Source organism: Eupransor demetentiae (genome assembly GCF_963930865.1).
In the GTDB taxonomy this organism is placed as follows: domain Bacteria; phylum Bacillota; class Bacilli; order Lactobacillales; family Lactobacillaceae; genus Eupransor; species Eupransor demetentiae.
Genome location: NZ_CAWVOH010000002.1, coordinates 50,681 through 65,388, shown reverse-complemented (window position 1 = coordinate 65,388; position 14,708 = coordinate 50,681). Strand labels below are relative to the sequence as shown.

Below are 14,708 nucleotides of genomic sequence, written 5' to 3'. Positions count from 1 at the left end.
AGAATCTTTTTTTACTTATTAAAGTAGTTCACGCCCATTGCATCACGAACTTCCTTCATCGTGTTTTCCGCAATGGCGTTGGCCCTTTCGGAACCTTCCTGCAACATCTTCATGACAGCAGGAATATCCTTGGCAAATTCTTCGCGGCGGGCACGGATAGGTCCCATTTCCGTTTCCATGACTTCCATCAAGTGGCGCTTAATCTTCATGTCGCCCAAACCACCAGCTTGGTAGTGATCCTTCATTTCCTGGACGCGGTCCTTGTCGGGATCGAAGATGTCCAAGTAAGTGAAGACCACGTTGCCTTCAATGTGGCCAGGGTCGTCAATGTTGATGTGAGTTGGATCGGTGTACATCGACTTGACCTTCTTAGCCAAGGTGTCCGCATCATCCGAAATGTAAATCCCGTTGTTCAATGACTTCGACATCTTAGCGTTACCATCGATACCAGGCAAACGGCCCTGTCCCTTCGGTGGGAAAACGCCTTCCGGCTCAACCAAAACATCCTTACCGTAAGCGTGGTTAAAGGAACGAACCAATTCACGAGTTTGCTCAATCATCGGCGCCTGGTCATCCCCAACCGGCACCTTGGTTGCCTTAAAGATGGTAATGTCGGCAGCTTGTGAAACCGGATAAGTTAAGAAACCAGCAGGAATTCCTTCACCAAAGCCCTTTTGCTGGATTTCCGCTTTCACTGTAGGGTTACGCTGCAAACGAGCAACGGAAACCAAGTTCAAGAAATACATGGCCAATTCGGGTAGAGCCTCGATCTGTGACTGCACAAAAATCGTTGACTTGCTTGGGTCGATACCGACGGCCAAGTAGTCCAGAGCGACTTCCGTCAAAGAACGGCGAATCTTCTCGGGGTCACGAGCGTTGTCAGTAAAAGCCTGCGTATCGGCAATCATCACGAAGGGATCGTACTTACCTGAATTTTGCATGGCGACACGGTTCTTCAATGAACCAATGTAGTGCCCGATGTGGAGCTTGCCAGTTGGTCGGTCACCGGTTAAATAAATTTCTTTTGACATAATTCCATCCTTAAAGGTTTTAACCTCTCTATTATAGCGAATGTGGCAAAAACTTGCAGTTTACTTTTCTTAGTGCTAGTATTATTAAAAGTAAATGAGTAAATTATCATTGTGTTTTCAAGGAGGATTATATGAAGTATACCGTTGTCGGAGCAGGTGCCATGGGATTGCGCTATGGCCTTTTGCTCCAGGAAAAAGCTGGCAAGGATGTTGATTTTGTCGAACCAACCGCTGCCTCCTTGGAAAAGATTCATGCGCAAGGCGACAAGGTTTTCCAATCACGAGACCATAAGGACCGCCACGAAGTGCCCGTTAAAATCTATTCACCCGAAGAATATGAAGGTGAACCCGATGTCTGGATTTTCTTCATGAAGCAAATGCAGTTGGCTGATACTTTGAAGCGTTTGGCACCAAAGTTTAAGAAGGGCCAGACGGCCTTGGGTGCCATGAACGGTATGGGCCACATCGAAAAGTTGGAAAAGTACTTTGATGACGAACACATCATCGGTGGTACGGCCATGATTGCCACCATTTTGAACGATTACGGCGACGTTGATTTCATGGGTAAGGAAGGTGCCGGTGCCTCGGTTTACGCCAACAAGACGGAAAAGCCTTCTGCAGTCATGGACCAAGTTCAAAAGGACTTCAAGGAAGCTAACTTGAACCCTTCATACAGCGACAACTTCATGGGTACTTTGTTGACCAAGGTCTTCTTCAACGCCGTGGAAAACTCGATTGCTACCATGTTCCAGTCACGTATGGGTCAGTTGATGGCCTACGACAACTTTTTGGAAGGTGTCGCCCGTCCTTTGATTAACGAAGCCTACGATGCTGCCGAAGCCGCTGGTTACCACTTAAACGAAACCCGCGACGAAATGGTCAAGCAAGTTGACTATGTTTCAACAGTGGCTAACCCACTGCACTTCCCATCTATGTATCAAGACTTTGTTAAAGGTCGGCCAACCGAAGTTGATTACATCAACGGTTGGATTGCCGATCTCGCCGATAAGAACGGCGTGGCTGCTCCAAATCAACGCTTAGTAACTAATTTCGTTCACCTGGCTGAAGCAATGCGTCAGTTTAATCCGCCAATCAATAAGTTGTCACCGGATTATCAAGGTAATTAAAAAAACGACCTGCGGGTCGTTTTTATTTTCGTCAATATCAAAAAAGGCAAACAAAAAAGCCGCAACCGAAGTTGCGACTTTTTAGTAGCCCGTGAGAGAATCGAACTCTCGATTCCGCCGTGAAAGGGCAGCGTCTTAGCCACTTGACCAACGGGCCATGGTCAGTTGTTGCTTGGCCTTTGGCTCAAACAACTATTATATTGTAGCAAGGGCAGCGCCTTTCGTCAACAGCTTTTTGAAATAAATCTTAATACCAGTTATAAATCTGGTGATGGGCCAAAGCGGCAGTTGCAGAACCATAACGGTCAGCGATGTAGCCCTTCATGGCTTGCAGCTGGTCGTTGTAATCAGCGGTGTTTCCACCGTACTGAGCACGCGCCTGTGGTGACAATTGTCCGATACCGTAGTAGATACCGTTACGGGCGTTAACGTTACCAGATGATTCCTTAAAGATGATTGTCTGCAAAGCTTGGTCTTCCGCATCAGAGGAAACCGTATCAGCGACAGCCGTGGCACCCTGGTTAACGGCTTGACGAGTCTGAGTCAAGAAGTCAGCAGCTTGGTCAACAAAGTAACCTTGAGGCTGAGCAGTAGCTTCTACGCTAACTGGCTGGCTCGTCTGCAATGATTGCGCAGCAGGAGCGGCCTGGGCAGTCGCAGGCACCAAAATGTATGCCCCCGCACGAATCACATTAGGATTCTGGATGCTGTTGATGGCCTGCAAGTTCTTAACGGTCGTATTGAAACGCAAAGACAAACGATACAAGTTATCGCCTGGCTGGACCTGATACTTAGTCAAGCTTTGTGCCTGATCTGTATTGCTAGCTTGGTAGCTCGTTCGGTTGTTATCTGCCGAAGCAGCCTGCTGACCGGCGACAACAGTGGCACCGGCAAGACCGGCCGCTAAATACATTGATGATGCTAGTTTCATAGTCTATCTTCCCCCTAGTACACTTATACGATTCCACTCCAGAAAATCTCAAAGTTATTAACTAAAGACTATTTTAGATAAATCTTAAGAAAAAGTAAAGAACCTTAAGAAACTATATATAAAAAAGAGCTCGTCTTACGACGAACTCCTTTTAAAATGCTTTTAGCGGCTGCTTGAAATTGAAGCAACTTGAATTCGGTTGACCGCACGCATCAAAGCGACGCGAGCCATCATCAATTCGTGTTCGTTCTTCACTTCTTGAGCATGCTTCAAACGCTCTTCCGCGCGTTCCTTGGCATTCTTTGCTCGAGAAACATCAATTTCATTTGAGAATTCAGCACTGTCGGCGATAACTGTCAGAGTATTGTTTGAAAACTCGGCAATTCCACCATTGACGGCCAAAGGAATATCCTTACCGTCTTTTTTAACCAACAATTCAGAAATACTTAAAGCAGCAAGAACAGGCACATGGTTTGCCATGATTCCCATCTGACCACCCTGAGTATTAATGGTTGCGATTTCAATACCGTCTGCACTATAGACGTCACCTTCTGGGGTAACAATCTTAACAGTAATTCCCTGCTGGGTTGCGGTTGCTTCATCTGCCATGATTTAGCACCCCCTTATTGGGCCATTGTCTTAGCTTTTTCAACGACCTGTTCGATGACACCCACGTTACGGAAGGCATCTTCAGGAAGATCATCGTACTTACCATCCAAAATATCCTTAAATGAACGGATCGTTTCAGAAACAGGTACGTACTCACCCTTTACGCCAGTAAAGGTTTCGGCAACTGAGAATGGTTGTGATAGGAAGAACTGGATACGACGAGCACGGTTAACCGTAATCTTCTCTTCGTCTGACAATTCATCCATACCCAAGATAGAGATGATATCTTGCAATTCACGGTAGCGTTGCAAAGTACGCTGAACCGCAGTAGCAACATCATAGTGTTCTTGACCAACAACGTTAGGATCCAAGGCTGATGATGATGAAGCCAAAGGATCAACGGCAGGATAGATACCCTGCTGAGTCAATGAACGTTCCAAGTTGGTCGTGGCATCCAAGTGAGCGAAAGTCGTTGCCGGAGCCGGATCAGTATAATCATCGGCTGGGACATAAACGGCTTGGATTGAAGTAATGGCACCCTTCTTAGTAGAAGTGATACGTTCCTGCAACTGACCCATTTCAGTAGCCAAGGTTGGCTGGTAACCAACGGCTGAAGGAATACGACCCAAAAGGGCAGAAACTTCAGAACCGGCCTGAGTAAATCGGAAGATGTTATCGATAAAGAGCAAAACGTCCTTACCTTCATCATCACGGAATGCTTCGGCCATCGTCAAACCAGTCAAGGCAACACGCATACGTGCCCCTGGTGGTTCGTTCATCTGACCATAAACCATGGCGGTTTGCTTCAAAACGCCAGATTCTTCCATTTCATGATACATATCGTTACCTTCACGGGTACGTTCCCCGACACCAGTAAAGACAGAGATACCATCGTGTCCCTGGGCGATGTTATGGATCAACTCTTGAATCAAGACAGTCTTACCAACACCGGCACCACCGAACAAACCAATCTTTCCACCACGAATGTATGGGGCCAAAAGATCGATAACCTTGATACCCGTTTCCAGGATTTCAGTAGAAGTTGACAATTCGTCATAAGCAGGTGCTTCACGGTGAATTGAATGCCGTGGCACTGACTCAGGAATTGCACCAGCACGGTCCACTGGTTGTCCCAAGACGTTAAATACTCGTCCCAAGGTTGCTTCCCCAACGGGAACTTCGATTGGATTGCCAGTATCTTCAACGGACATACCACGTTGTAGTCCATCAGTAGAATCCATGGCAATGGTACGGACAACACCGTTTCCAATAGCCAAGGAAACCTCAACCGTCAATGTCTTGTCGTCTCCCAAATTAACCAACAAGGCGTTGTTAATCTTGGGAACTTCCGTTCCTTCATCGAAGGCGACATCGACGACTGGTCCAATCACTTGTACGACTTTTCCAGTAGTCATGGTTGTTTCCTTTCAATAGTGAGCTTGAAGCTCAATTTTTTAATTCAGCGAGGCAACCTTATTCAAGGGCGACCATTCCGCCAGTAATTTCAGTAATTTCAGTCGTAATTTGAGCCTGACGGGCACGGTTAAACTGCAGACCCAAGTCGTGGATCAAATCATCAGCACTGTCAGTGGCAGAACGCATGGCAGTTGATGATGCAGCGTGCTCGGCAGTCTTGGCATCCAAGACCGCTTCGTAGACCAAACTCTGAACAAACTGTGGCAAAACCACATTCAACACCGCGGTTGAATCAGGTTCAATATCGTAAACGGATTGAACCTCAAAGTTCGCCTTATGCTCATCCTTGTGCTCACCACCCATTTTTTCAAGGGTTTCGGCAGTTAATGGCAAAAGTTGAACATCACGGTACTCACTCGTCAAACGGTTAACGAAGTGGTTGTAAACGACGTGAAGCGCGTCAAAGACTTCGGAATCATAAAGTGAAATCGTCGTCTTAAGCACTTGGCGAACCTCGTTAAAGGTTGGCACATCTGAAACACCACGATGTTCCAAAACCACATTGAAGCCACGCTTCTTATAGAAGTCAGCCCCGTTACCGCCAACCGCCAAAATCACAGCGTTATCAGGATTCAAGTTTTCCTTCTTCATCAAGGCGTTGGTTTGCTTAATAACATTGGCGTTATATGAGCCAACCAAACCACGATCAGAAGTAATCACCAAAATACCAGTCTTCTTGATTGGACGTTGGCCAATCAAAGGAATATGCTTCGCATCGATATTATCCAAGAGGTGGGCAGAAACAAGGTGTTCTACCACGACTTCGAGTCGAGAAGCATAAGAATGATAACCAGTTCCACTACGTTGAATTTGGCTCAACTTAGCGGTTGAAACCATCTGCATAGCGGAAGTGATTTGACGAGTTTGTTTAGTTGATGAAATTCGACGCTGAATATCTTGCAATGAAGCCATTAACAGCGCCTCCTTTTACTGTTCTGCTGATGAAGCGTTAAAGCCAGACTTGAAGCCGTCCATAACTTGCTTCATCTTGTCGTCATCAGGTAGTTGCTTGGTTTCGACGATGGACTTTGCCAAGTCAGCCGCGTTAGCGTCAACATAGGCAATCAATTCATCTTGGAAACGCTGAATATCTTCAACCGGAACATCATCCATAAAGCCGCGGGTCAAAGCGTAAAGCACAAAGACCTGGTTTTGAACGGCCATAGGGTGGTGCAAAGGCTGCTTCAGGACTTCGACAGTGCGGTGACCACGGGCCAACTTAGCCTGGGTCGCTGCGTCCAAATCAGAACCGAACTGAGCAAAGCTTTCCAATTCACGGAAGGATGCAAGATCCAAACGCAAAGTTCCAGAAACCTTCTTCATGGCCTTAATCTGGGCATCTCCACCAACACGAGAAACAGAAGTTCCGGCATCGATGGCAGGACGGTTACCAGCACGGAATTGGTTGGCATCCAAGAAAATCTGACCATCGGTGATGGAAATAACGTTGGTTGGAATATAAGCTGAAACATCTCCAGCTTGCGTTTCGATGATTGGCAAAGCCGTCATCGAGCCCCCACCGAGTTCGTCTGACAACTTGGCTGCACGTTCTAGCAAACGTGAGTGCAAGTAGAAGACATCACCAGGGTAGGCTTCACGTCCAGGCGGACGACGCAAAATCAAAGATATTTCACGGTATGCCGTTGCTTGCTTTGATAGGTCATCAAAGACAATCAAAACGTGCTTACCGTTGTACATGAATTCTTCACCCATGGCAGCACCAGCATATGGTGCCAAGTAAAGCATTGATGCGGCTTCAGATGGGCCAGCGTTAACAACGATGGTGTAATCCATCGCACCCATCTTACGCAAAGTTTCAACTTGTTCACGAACAGTTGAATCCTTTTGTCCGATCGCAACATAGATAACAATCATGTCTTGATCTTTTTGGTTCAAAATCGTATCGATGGCCAACGAAGTCTTACCGGTCTTACGATCACCGATAATCAACTCACGCTGTCCACGTCCGATTGGCACAAGGGCATCGATGGCCTTAATACCAGTTTGCAAAGGTTCTGAAACTGACTTACGGTCCATAACACCGGGTGCCTTAACTTCGACGGGGCGCGTCTTATCAGTCTTAAATTCGCCTTTACCGTCGATGGGTTGTCCAAGTGCGTTGACAACCCGCCCAATCAATTCGTCACCAACTGGAACTTCCATGATGTGTCCAGTACGCTTAACTGTTTCACCTTCGCGAATGTTGTCAGCATTACCCATGATGATAATTCCAACTTCGCTAGTTTCAAGGTTTTGGACCATACCAAATTCGCCGTTAGCGAACTCAACAAGTTCGCCTGACAAGGCATTGGCCAAACCGGTTGCACGAGCAACCCCATCTCCAACATAGGAAACGGTTCCAACTTCTTCAACAGTGAGCTTCGTGTCGAACTTTTCGAGCTGTTGCTTAATTAAAGCAGAAATTTCTTCAGCTTGAATCGCCATTCTTTTTCCTCACTAACCTAATAATTGTGCCTGTAAACGGGCAATTTTAGTTCGTAAACTGCCATCAATCAAGATTGAACTCGATTGCATAATAACCCCACCAATAATGGCGGTGTCGACCAAGTAACTGGAGTTGAGCTTCTTAGCCCCGCTTTTAGCGAGGAAGACCTTCTCCAAACCAGCCTTTTCTTGGTCGTCCAAATCAATGGCTGTGGTAATTTTGACATCCACAATTCCTTGATCCAAATTGTAAAGTTCAATGAAACGGTCAATGACCAAATCCATGATGTTAAAGCGTTGGTTAACTGATAGCAACTTGACCAAATTTTGGACAGAGCTGACAGCATCCTTGCTTAGCGTCTGGATTAAGGAATCTTGAACATCTGGGTCAACCTCATGTGATGACAGCCAAACCAACAAATTTGGTTCGTCCTTGATAACCTGACGAAGAGCCTGCAAATCAGCCAGCACTTCGTTCAAGTTATCCTCTTGCTTGGCCAGGTCTAAAATTGCCTGGGCGTATTGGTCAGCAATTTGTGCGGTCTTTTTTGCCATCCCAATACTCCTTACTTATGGTCTAAATCTGCGATGTAAGCGTTAATAAGCGCTTTTTGGTCATCAACAGACAACTCCTTTTGCATCAACTTTGAGGCAATCGCAACGGAGAGGCTTGCAACGTCGTTTTTTGCACCGGCGATTGCATCTTCCTTCATCTTTGATGCGTCCTCTTCGGCCTGCTTACCAATGGTAGCAGCCCGATCGTTGGCCTGAGCTAACAAAGTATCACTTTGCTGGCGGGCAGAAGCTTGCGCCTTTGCCACAACATCGCTAGCTTGGCGACGAGTTTCTTTCAACTCCTCTTCGCGTTGGCTAGCGAGTTTTTCAGCCTGCTGACGTGATTGTTCCGCCCCATCAAGGTCGGAAGTCACTTTCTCAGCACGTTGATCCAAAACCTTCGTCAATGGCCCGTAAGCCACAAAATAAAGGATAACCATCAAAATAAGGAAGGCAATGATGATAAACAGCATGTTACCCAAGGCCAATGGGCCTGTGGTTTTTTCAGCTGTTAAAACTGTTGTTCCCAACATAACATTCCTCCGTTAACTAGTGGTTACTTGTTCATCAAAACGAAGGCCATTCCAATAACGATGATTGGCGTAGCTTCGATCAAGGCCATTCCCAAGAAGACACGACCCAAAAGCTTACCTGCTAATTCAGGTTGACGGCTCATACCAGCCAAGAATTGTGAGAACATAATTCCGATTCCGATACCACCACCAATGGCAGCACCAGCAAAGGCGATTCCAGCGGCGATAACGCCCAAGTTCTGTAGATCCATTTCTTTTCTCCTTTAGTTCGGTGTTGATACACCGGCTTTCATACTTAGTGGATGATAACGCTCCCGCGCTTGCCTGATTGCTTGGAACCAAGCCAGCTTATAAATAAGCTATCCAATGATTGGAGCTCCTACTCATTTCCCGACAACTGGGAAATGTAAACACCAGTCAACATGACAAAAACATAGGCCTGGATGGCACCAATCAAAAGTGAGAATCCTTGCCAAAGCACAAGCAACGGAACGGCGACAATCGTCATAATTCCATTGAAGTGACCTGGCCAACCCATACTGTCGGCAATCAAATTCAGCATAATTTCACCGGCAAAGATGTTTCCAAACAAACGCATAGCCAACGTCAAGAAGTTGGTAAATTGTTCCACGACGTTAATTGGGAACATCGCGATGTAGGGCTTAAATAGGAGGTTTTTGAGGTACCCACCGAAGCCTAGGGCCTTAACTCCAATTCCGTGCGCAACGGCCAAGGACATAATGGCCAATGAGAACGGAATCAAAGGTTGTGCCGTCGGCGACTTGAGGTAAGTAACATCCCCAAACTTGACCTGCAAAATGATTCCAAGTTCGTTGGAAACAAAGAGGAACAAGAAAAGGGCAAAACCAAAGAGGCTAAACTGACGGGCCATATCTTTGGGGAGGGAATCACCTAGGACACCCTTAATAAAGTCCAACGCGTATTCCAATGCATTCTGCCGTTTATTGGGCCGAATACTAGGCTTGTAAGCTAACACTGCGGCAACGATAATCACGATTGCCATGGAAACCAAAGTCGAAATAATGGTTGTCCAGTCAAAGGTCAAGCCAAACAATTGGAATGTTGCTGATGGTTCATTCATGTATTCGCTCCTTTCTCTTAGAATTTTCGGCGAACACTGTATACAGAAGTCCGTCAGAATATAATGCAATGATACTCTTGTGTTTTTTCAAATTCAACAGGCTAAGCATTCTTTTCACAAGAAAAGCAACACTGTCTGACAACTGTTGGATAGTGGTCTCACAGGTTGTCGCGCGATAGTTTAAATCTTTTTTAATTTTGAGAAAAAATAAATCTAAGCAAACTTTGCTCACTTTTCACTTGCGGCTTTTTGCGGCAAAATCAAGTTCAAGATAATACCCAGAACCGTTGCTAAAGCAACCCCTGAGAAATCAACTTGGCTAGAAAGTTGCAAATGGAAGTTTCCAATTCCGATTACGAGGATGGGTGCGGCCAACATCAGGTTGCGCTTTTGACCATAATCGATTTTGTTGTCGACAATGACCTGCAAACCGGCTGCCGCGATAACCCCGTAAAGCATGAAGCCTACTCCGCCAGTCACAGCACCCGGAATGGTGCCAATCAGTGCGGATAGTTTTCCAACAAAGGCAAAAATAACTGCTAAAATGGCTGCTCCACCAATCACGTAAACGGAGTAAACGCGGCTAAGTTGCATGGCGCCAATATTTTCGCCGTATGACGTAACGGCCGGTCCACCAATCAAACCGGCAACGATGGTGGCGGAACCATCCCCCGTCAAAGTTCGTTTCAAACCAGGATTCTTAAAGAAGTCGTGTCCCGTAATCTTGGAAAGCACCATCAAGTGGCCCAAGTGTTCGGACATCGTGACCAGCGCCAAGGGCGCCATACTCAAGATGGCACTTGGGTAGAAGTGCCAACCCTTCCCTGCTAGGGATTCAAAAGCTGGCAATTGGAACCATGCTGCTTTAGCAACCGGACTAAGATCAACCAAGCCAACTAGAAGTGCTAAGACATAGCCAAAGATAATGCCTAACAAAACTGGCAGCAAGCCCAGAAATCCCTTTAAGTACATATTAAAAGCAATCGTCGCTAGCAAAGTCACCAAACCAACGGCAAAGACCTTAATGTCATAGTGGCCGTTGACCATCGTAGCTGATGACGCCGCCGAACCGGCCAAACTCAAACCCAGTACGATAATGACCGGCCCAACAACGGCCGGTGGGAAAATCCGATCCATCCAAGCAGTTCCAATGAAGGAAACCAAAATGGCCGCGATCAAGTAGACAAGACCGACAGAGATAACCCCTTGGGCGACCGCAGGATAGCCCAGAGTTTTCAGTAAGGCCGTCATTGGCACGATGAAGGCAAAGGAAGAGCCCATATAAGCCGGGACTTTTCCACGAGTAATCAGTAAGTGAATTAAAGTGCCGACTCCGGATGAAAAGAGAGCCACTCCAGGGTTCAAACCAACCAGCAAGGGCACCAAAACCGTGGCGCCAAACATTGAAAAGAGATGCTGGAAAGATAAGCCTAACCAAGTAAAAAATGGTGGGCGATCATACAAATCATAAACGGGATGTTGTGAGGGTTGCGCCATGAGATCCTCCTAAAAATGGCAGTAAAAAACCCACCGGGACTAATCCCAGTAGGTTTTAATTGTTTACTTTGACAAAGTCTTCTTTGAATTGATCGACAAATCTTCAGCCAAGTCATAAACGATTGGCTGACCGTTAGCGATTTCAAGGTTCAAGATGTCATCGTCAGAAATTCCTTCGATGTGCTTTGCAAGGGCACGCAATGAGTTACCGTGGGCGGCAATCACAACGTTCTTACCAGCTTGCAAATCCTTGGCAATGTTTGAGTACCAGAATGGCAAAACACGTTCCAAAGTAACCTTCAAATTTTCACCCAATGGCAAGTCACCGTAAGGTACATCAGCGTAACGACGGTCGAAGGCAGGGTAATCCTTACCTTGAACAGTCATTGTTTCTTCGTAGCTGTCCAACAATGGAGGCAAAACGTCGTATGAACGACGCCAGATGTGAACTTGTTCGTCGCCCCACTTTTCAGCAGCTTCAGCCTTGTTTTGTCCCTGCAAAGCACCGTAGTGACGTTCGTTCAAACGCCATGACTTAACTTCAGGCACGTAGAGTTGACCTGCTTCGTGCAATGCCAAGTGCAAAGTAGTGATGGCACGCGTCAAAACTGAAGTGTAGGCTTGGTCGAATTCGATTCCTTCTTCAGCAAGCAAATCACCGGCATCCTTGGCTTGTTGGATACCCTTTTCTGATAAGTTGGTGTCGATCCAACCGTTAAATAGGTTCAAAGCATTCCATTCACTTTGACCGTGGCGAATCATTACTAATTTAGCCATGTTTGAGCTCCTTAATATTCGTTAATCTTTTTACATCGGGTTTTATTATACCGCATTGTATATTTCATTTCATATACAAAAAAGACTCGAAGCCGAGCGCCTCGAGTCTTAAAGGGAAATTAACCCTTTTGGATGTTAGTAGCTTGCAAGCCACGGTCTGAGTTTTCAACGTCGAAAGTTACGTTTTCGCCGTCTTCCAAAGTCTTAAAACCGTCGCCTTGGATAGCTGAGAAGTGTGCGAAGACATCTTCACCGTTTTCACGAGTGATGAATCCGTATCCCTTTTCGCTGTTAAACCACTTTACTGTTCCTTTTTCCATGATTGTTTCTCCTTCGGTGTATCACCAGTTGCATTGTAATTAAAAATATTTGGTATGACGCCTTCCGAAAAAAACAAATCAAAATCAAAAATCAAATTACTGTAGTTAAGTGTAGCATGTCACTTACACTTTAGCAATCAACAAAATTATTACTTAATACCAAGTGCCTGCTTCAAGTTGGAAACTTGATCTTCAGCAGAACCTTGTGAGTCGCTGGCACTAGATGGATCAGCCTTCAACTTCTTTTGCAATTGCTTGGCTTGGGCCGTGCTCAAGGCAATCCAGTTATCAGGGATTTGATATGTCTGGGTGCGAGTCTTAATTTCCTTGTTGTTATCTGCCCAACCAAAGAGGAAGGACCAGAAACCATTCTTATAAACGTAGCGCGTAGTCTTAGTGTACAGGTAAGCCTTCTCCCCTGAAATTGACTGGCGCTTAGTAGTCGTCTTCAAATCAGGTTCCGTTGGCTTGGGTTGCAAAGAATTCTTTTGGCTACGGTAAATGTAAACATTTTCCTTACCGTTAGTTCCCAAAGGCTGGTATAGCAATACGCCATAGTCATCAGAAGATGCTGTGGAAGCCGCAGAATAAATCTGCGTCTTAGAAGTTACTGTCTCGGTTTTCATACCAAAGTGGTCATGCATGTTAGCCGTAATTAATGCGACAGAGGCAATAATGCCGGCAAAACCAATCACGCCACCGAGGATGCGCCAAAGTGGCTTTTCCAAGTACAGGATAGTATAGAAGGCAAAAATAACGAAAATTAATAGTAGTAAAATAATCATTTTTTAACCCTTCTTTCCTTGTGCATTCAACTTACCGCGGTGCATGAAGAAGGCCAAAATCAAAGCGGCCAAAACAAAACCAGCGGCGCAGAGGAAGGTTGCGTGGAAGCCATCTAATGAAGCGTTCAACATGTTTTGACCGTATTCCAATGGGTCACGAACCTTCAAGCTGTTAGCCGGCGTATTGTTGTTAATCACGTTTTGCATGATTGACGACAAGATAGCCGTACCAAGTGAAGCGGCAACCTGACGGAAAGTGTTGTTAACCGCAGTTCCCTGGGCAACTTGGTTTTGCATCAAAACACCCATGGCTGATGACGTCAAAGGCATCATCGTCAAGGCGATTCCAGCCATACGCAAAGTGTAAAGCGTCGTGATGTAAATGGTTGGCGTGGTTTCCGTCAAGAAGTAGAACGGTATGGTTCCAATAAAGACGAGTGAGAAACCAAAGATAACCAAGTTACGAGCGCCGTGCTTATCGTAGTAAGAACCGGCGATTGGTGACAAAGCACCCATCATCAAGGCCCCTGGCAATAAGCTCAAACCAGAGTGCAAGGCGGTCAAACCACGAACTTGCTGCATGTAGATCGGCAAGACCATTTCAACACCAATCATGGCGATAAAGGTCAAACATACCAAGGCCGTCGTGATGGCAAATTGACGATTCTTGAGGACGGAAAGGTCCAAGAAAGGCGTTTCCATGTGGTATTGGTGCCAGGCAAATTCGGCAATGATGAGCAAACCAACCAACATTGGTGCGATAACCCAAGTAAAGTTACCCCAACCGTGGTCGGAAACCATGGCAGAACCGAAGAGCAAGAGGCCAAATCCGGCCGTTGATTCAATCAAAGAACGGATATCCAACTTGACCTTTGAAGTTGGCAAAACATCCTTGAAGTAAATGATGGAAAGCACCAAAACTAGGATGGCAATTGGCAATACCACGGAGAAAATTGAACGCCAGTCACCGGCAAGGGTCAAGCCCAAGAAACTGTGATCCTTATCCAAAATCCAACCAGAAAGAGTAGGTCCAATGGCAGGGGCCATTCCAATGACCAAACCAACCATTCCCAAGGCTTTTCCACGGGATTCTTCACCGAAAAGGGCCAGGGCAACAACCTGCATCAAGGGCATTACGATTCCAGCTGCCATGGCCTGCAAGGCACGGGCAACCATCATCATCCAGAAGTAATCGTGTTGCGATGGTGTAACGAGGGCCAAAGTCGTTCCGGCAATGTAAATCACCATGGCGGCCAAGTAAAGGGCCTTCGTCGGTACGCGGGTGTTCAGGTAAGCCGAAACCGGCACCATAATCCCGTTAACCATCAAGAAAATCGTCGTCAACCACTGAACCGTAGCGGTGTCGACATTAAAGGCAGTCATCAAGGTAGGAAGCGCAGTTCCCAAAGACGTCTGCATCAAAATAATGACAAAAGACCCAATCATCAAAAGGGCCATCATGGCGATTTTGTTAATCGGTTTGCCATGCATGTCTTGACTAGTTTCAGACATAGTTCGTT

The 14,708-nt window shown here is 46.2% G+C and carries 16 protein-coding genes and 1 tRNA gene; 1 reads left to right on the top strand and 16 read right to left on the bottom strand.

Going from position 1 to position 14,708, the window contains the following annotated elements; genetic code table 11:
- Window positions 1-11 precede the first annotated feature (11 nt).
- The gene (gene trpS / locus ABSY64_RS04605) at window positions 12-1,031 is read right to left on the bottom strand and encodes a tryptophan--tRNA ligase (RefSeq protein WP_349641911.1); all 1,020 of its coding nucleotides are present in this window, start codon (window positions 1,029-1,031) and stop codon (window positions 12-14) included.
- 131 nt (window positions 1,032-1,162) lie between these two features.
- On the opposite strand from trpS, the gene ABSY64_RS04600 reads away from it, so the two are divergent.
- The gene (locus tag ABSY64_RS04600; protein WP_349641910.1) at window positions 1,163-2,158 is read left to right on the top strand and encodes a ketopantoate reductase family protein; all 996 of its coding nucleotides are present in this window, start codon (window positions 1,163-1,165) and stop codon (window positions 2,156-2,158) included.
- Window positions 2,159-2,243: 85 nt separating this feature from the next.
- On the opposite strand, the gene ABSY64_RS04595 is transcribed toward ABSY64_RS04600, so the two are convergent.
- From ABSY64_RS04595 to ABSY64_RS04525, 15 genes are all read right to left on the bottom strand, one after another.
- Window positions 2,244-2,315 (bottom strand) — tRNA-Glu (locus tag ABSY64_RS04595).
- A gap of 90 nt (window positions 2,316-2,405) precedes the next feature.
- A complete protein-coding gene (locus ABSY64_RS04590; protein WP_349641909.1) occupies window positions 2,406-3,089 on the bottom strand; it encodes a LysM peptidoglycan-binding domain-containing protein in 684 nt (227 codons plus the stop codon).
- 162 nt (window positions 3,090-3,251) lie between these two features.
- Window positions 3,252-3,698 (bottom strand): F0F1 ATP synthase subunit epsilon, encoded by a 447-nt coding sequence (locus ABSY64_RS04585; protein WP_349641908.1) that lies wholly within the window; start codon window positions 3,696-3,698, stop codon window positions 3,252-3,254.
- A 14-nt stretch (window positions 3,699-3,712) separates the two neighbouring features.
- The gene (gene atpD, locus ABSY64_RS04580) at window positions 3,713-5,113 is read right to left on the bottom strand and encodes a F0F1 ATP synthase subunit beta (RefSeq protein WP_349641907.1); all 1,401 of its coding nucleotides are present in this window, start codon (window positions 5,111-5,113) and stop codon (window positions 3,713-3,715) included.
- A 58-nt stretch (window positions 5,114-5,171) separates the two neighbouring features.
- Window positions 5,172-6,086: a F0F1 ATP synthase subunit gamma gene (locus ABSY64_RS04575; RefSeq protein WP_349641906.1), complete on the bottom strand. Its 915-nt coding sequence runs from the start codon at window positions 6,084-6,086 to the stop codon at window positions 5,172-5,174.
- Window positions 6,087-6,101: 15 nt separating this feature from the next.
- Window positions 6,102-7,619: a F0F1 ATP synthase subunit alpha gene (gene atpA / locus ABSY64_RS04570; RefSeq protein WP_349641905.1), complete on the bottom strand. Its 1,518-nt coding sequence runs from the start codon at window positions 7,617-7,619 to the stop codon at window positions 6,102-6,104.
- Between the two features lie 12 nt (window positions 7,620-7,631).
- Window positions 7,632-8,174, bottom strand: a complete 543-nt coding sequence (atpH, locus tag ABSY64_RS04565) for an ATP synthase F1 subunit delta (RefSeq protein ID WP_349641904.1) — start codon at window positions 8,172-8,174, stop codon at window positions 7,632-7,634.
- 11 nt (window positions 8,175-8,185) lie between these two features.
- Window positions 8,186-8,707, bottom strand: coding sequence for a F0F1 ATP synthase subunit B (atpF, locus tag ABSY64_RS04560; protein ID WP_349641903.1), 522 nt, complete (start codon window positions 8,705-8,707; stop codon window positions 8,186-8,188).
- Between the two features lie 23 nt (window positions 8,708-8,730).
- Window positions 8,731-8,958, bottom strand: coding sequence for a F0F1 ATP synthase subunit C (atpE, locus tag ABSY64_RS04555; protein ID WP_349641902.1), 228 nt, complete (start codon window positions 8,956-8,958; stop codon window positions 8,731-8,733).
- Window positions 8,959-9,086: 128 nt separating this feature from the next.
- The gene (gene atpB, locus ABSY64_RS04550) at window positions 9,087-9,809 is read right to left on the bottom strand and encodes a F0F1 ATP synthase subunit A (RefSeq protein WP_349641901.1); all 723 of its coding nucleotides are present in this window, start codon (window positions 9,807-9,809) and stop codon (window positions 9,087-9,089) included.
- Window positions 9,810-10,037: 228 nt separating this feature from the next.
- Window positions 10,038-11,306 carry a solute carrier family 23 protein gene (locus ABSY64_RS04545; protein ID WP_349641900.1) on the bottom strand — a complete coding sequence of 423 codons (1,269 nt, stop codon included), beginning with the start codon at window positions 11,304-11,306 and terminating at the stop codon, window positions 10,038-10,040.
- A 63-nt stretch (window positions 11,307-11,369) separates the two neighbouring features.
- A complete protein-coding gene (gene gpmA / locus ABSY64_RS04540; protein WP_349641899.1) occupies window positions 11,370-12,083 on the bottom strand; it encodes a 2,3-diphosphoglycerate-dependent phosphoglycerate mutase in 714 nt (237 codons plus the stop codon).
- 119 nt (window positions 12,084-12,202) lie between these two features.
- Complete coding sequence (locus ABSY64_RS04535; protein ID WP_349641898.1) at window positions 12,203-12,403, bottom strand: cold-shock protein; 201 nt, start codon at window positions 12,401-12,403, stop codon at window positions 12,203-12,205.
- A gap of 149 nt (window positions 12,404-12,552) precedes the next feature.
- Window positions 12,553-13,188: a DUF4811 domain-containing protein gene (locus ABSY64_RS04530; RefSeq protein ID WP_349641897.1), complete on the bottom strand. Its 636-nt coding sequence runs from the start codon at window positions 13,186-13,188 to the stop codon at window positions 12,553-12,555.
- A gap of 3 nt (window positions 13,189-13,191) precedes the next feature.
- Window positions 13,192-14,700, bottom strand: coding sequence for an MDR family MFS transporter (locus ABSY64_RS04525; protein WP_349641896.1), 1,509 nt, complete (start codon window positions 14,698-14,700; stop codon window positions 13,192-13,194).
- Window positions 14,701-14,708: the final 8 nt, after the last annotated feature.

What these genes read in the sequence shown, in the direction of transcription:
- trpS (WP_349641911.1), bottom strand. Translation starts at nt 1,031, where the DNA reads ATGTCAAAAGAAATTTATTTAACCGGTGACCGACCAACTGGCAAGCTC.
- ABSY64_RS04600 (WP_349641910.1), top strand. Translation starts at nt 1,163, where the DNA reads ATGAAGTATACCGTTGTCGGAGCAGGTGCCATGGGATTGCGCTATGGC.
- ABSY64_RS04590 (WP_349641909.1), bottom strand. Translation starts at nt 3,089, where the DNA reads ATGAAACTAGCATCATCAATGTATTTAGCGGCCGGTCTTGCCGGTGCC.
- ABSY64_RS04585 (WP_349641908.1), bottom strand. Translation starts at nt 3,698, where the DNA reads ATGGCAGATGAAGCAACCGCAACCCAGCAGGGAATTACTGTTAAGATT.
- atpD (WP_349641907.1), bottom strand. Translation starts at nt 5,113, where the DNA reads ATGACTACTGGAAAAGTCGTACAAGTGATTGGACCAGTCGTCGATGTC.
- ABSY64_RS04575 (WP_349641906.1), bottom strand. Translation starts at nt 6,086, where the DNA reads ATGGCTTCATTGCAAGATATTCAGCGTCGAATTTCATCAACTAAACAA.
- atpA (WP_349641905.1), bottom strand. Translation starts at nt 7,619, where the DNA reads ATGGCGATTCAAGCTGAAGAAATTTCTGCTTTAATTAAGCAACAGCTC.
- atpH (WP_349641904.1), bottom strand. Translation starts at nt 8,174, where the DNA reads ATGGCAAAAAAGACCGCACAAATTGCTGACCAATACGCCCAGGCAATT.
- atpF (WP_349641903.1), bottom strand. Translation starts at nt 8,707, where the DNA reads ATGTTGGGAACAACAGTTTTAACAGCTGAAAAAACCACAGGCCCATTG.
- atpE (WP_349641902.1), bottom strand. Translation starts at nt 8,958, where the DNA reads ATGGATCTACAGAACTTGGGCGTTATCGCCGCTGGAATCGCCTTTGCT.
- atpB (WP_349641901.1), bottom strand. Translation starts at nt 9,809, where the DNA reads ATGAATGAACCATCAGCAACATTCCAATTGTTTGGCTTGACCTTTGAC.
- ABSY64_RS04545 (WP_349641900.1), bottom strand. Translation starts at nt 11,306, where the DNA reads ATGGCGCAACCCTCACAACATCCCGTTTATGATTTGTATGATCGCCCA.
- gpmA (WP_349641899.1), bottom strand. Translation starts at nt 12,083, where the DNA reads ATGGCTAAATTAGTAATGATTCGCCACGGTCAAAGTGAATGGAATGCT.
- ABSY64_RS04535 (WP_349641898.1), bottom strand. Translation starts at nt 12,403, where the DNA reads ATGGAAAAAGGAACAGTAAAGTGGTTTAACAGCGAAAAGGGATACGGA.
- ABSY64_RS04530 (WP_349641897.1), bottom strand. Translation starts at nt 13,188, where the DNA reads ATGATTATTTTACTACTATTAATTTTCGTTATTTTTGCCTTCTATACT.
- ABSY64_RS04525 (WP_349641896.1), bottom strand. Translation starts at nt 14,700, where the DNA reads ATGTCTGAAACTAGTCAAGACATGCATGGCAAACCGATTAACAAAATC.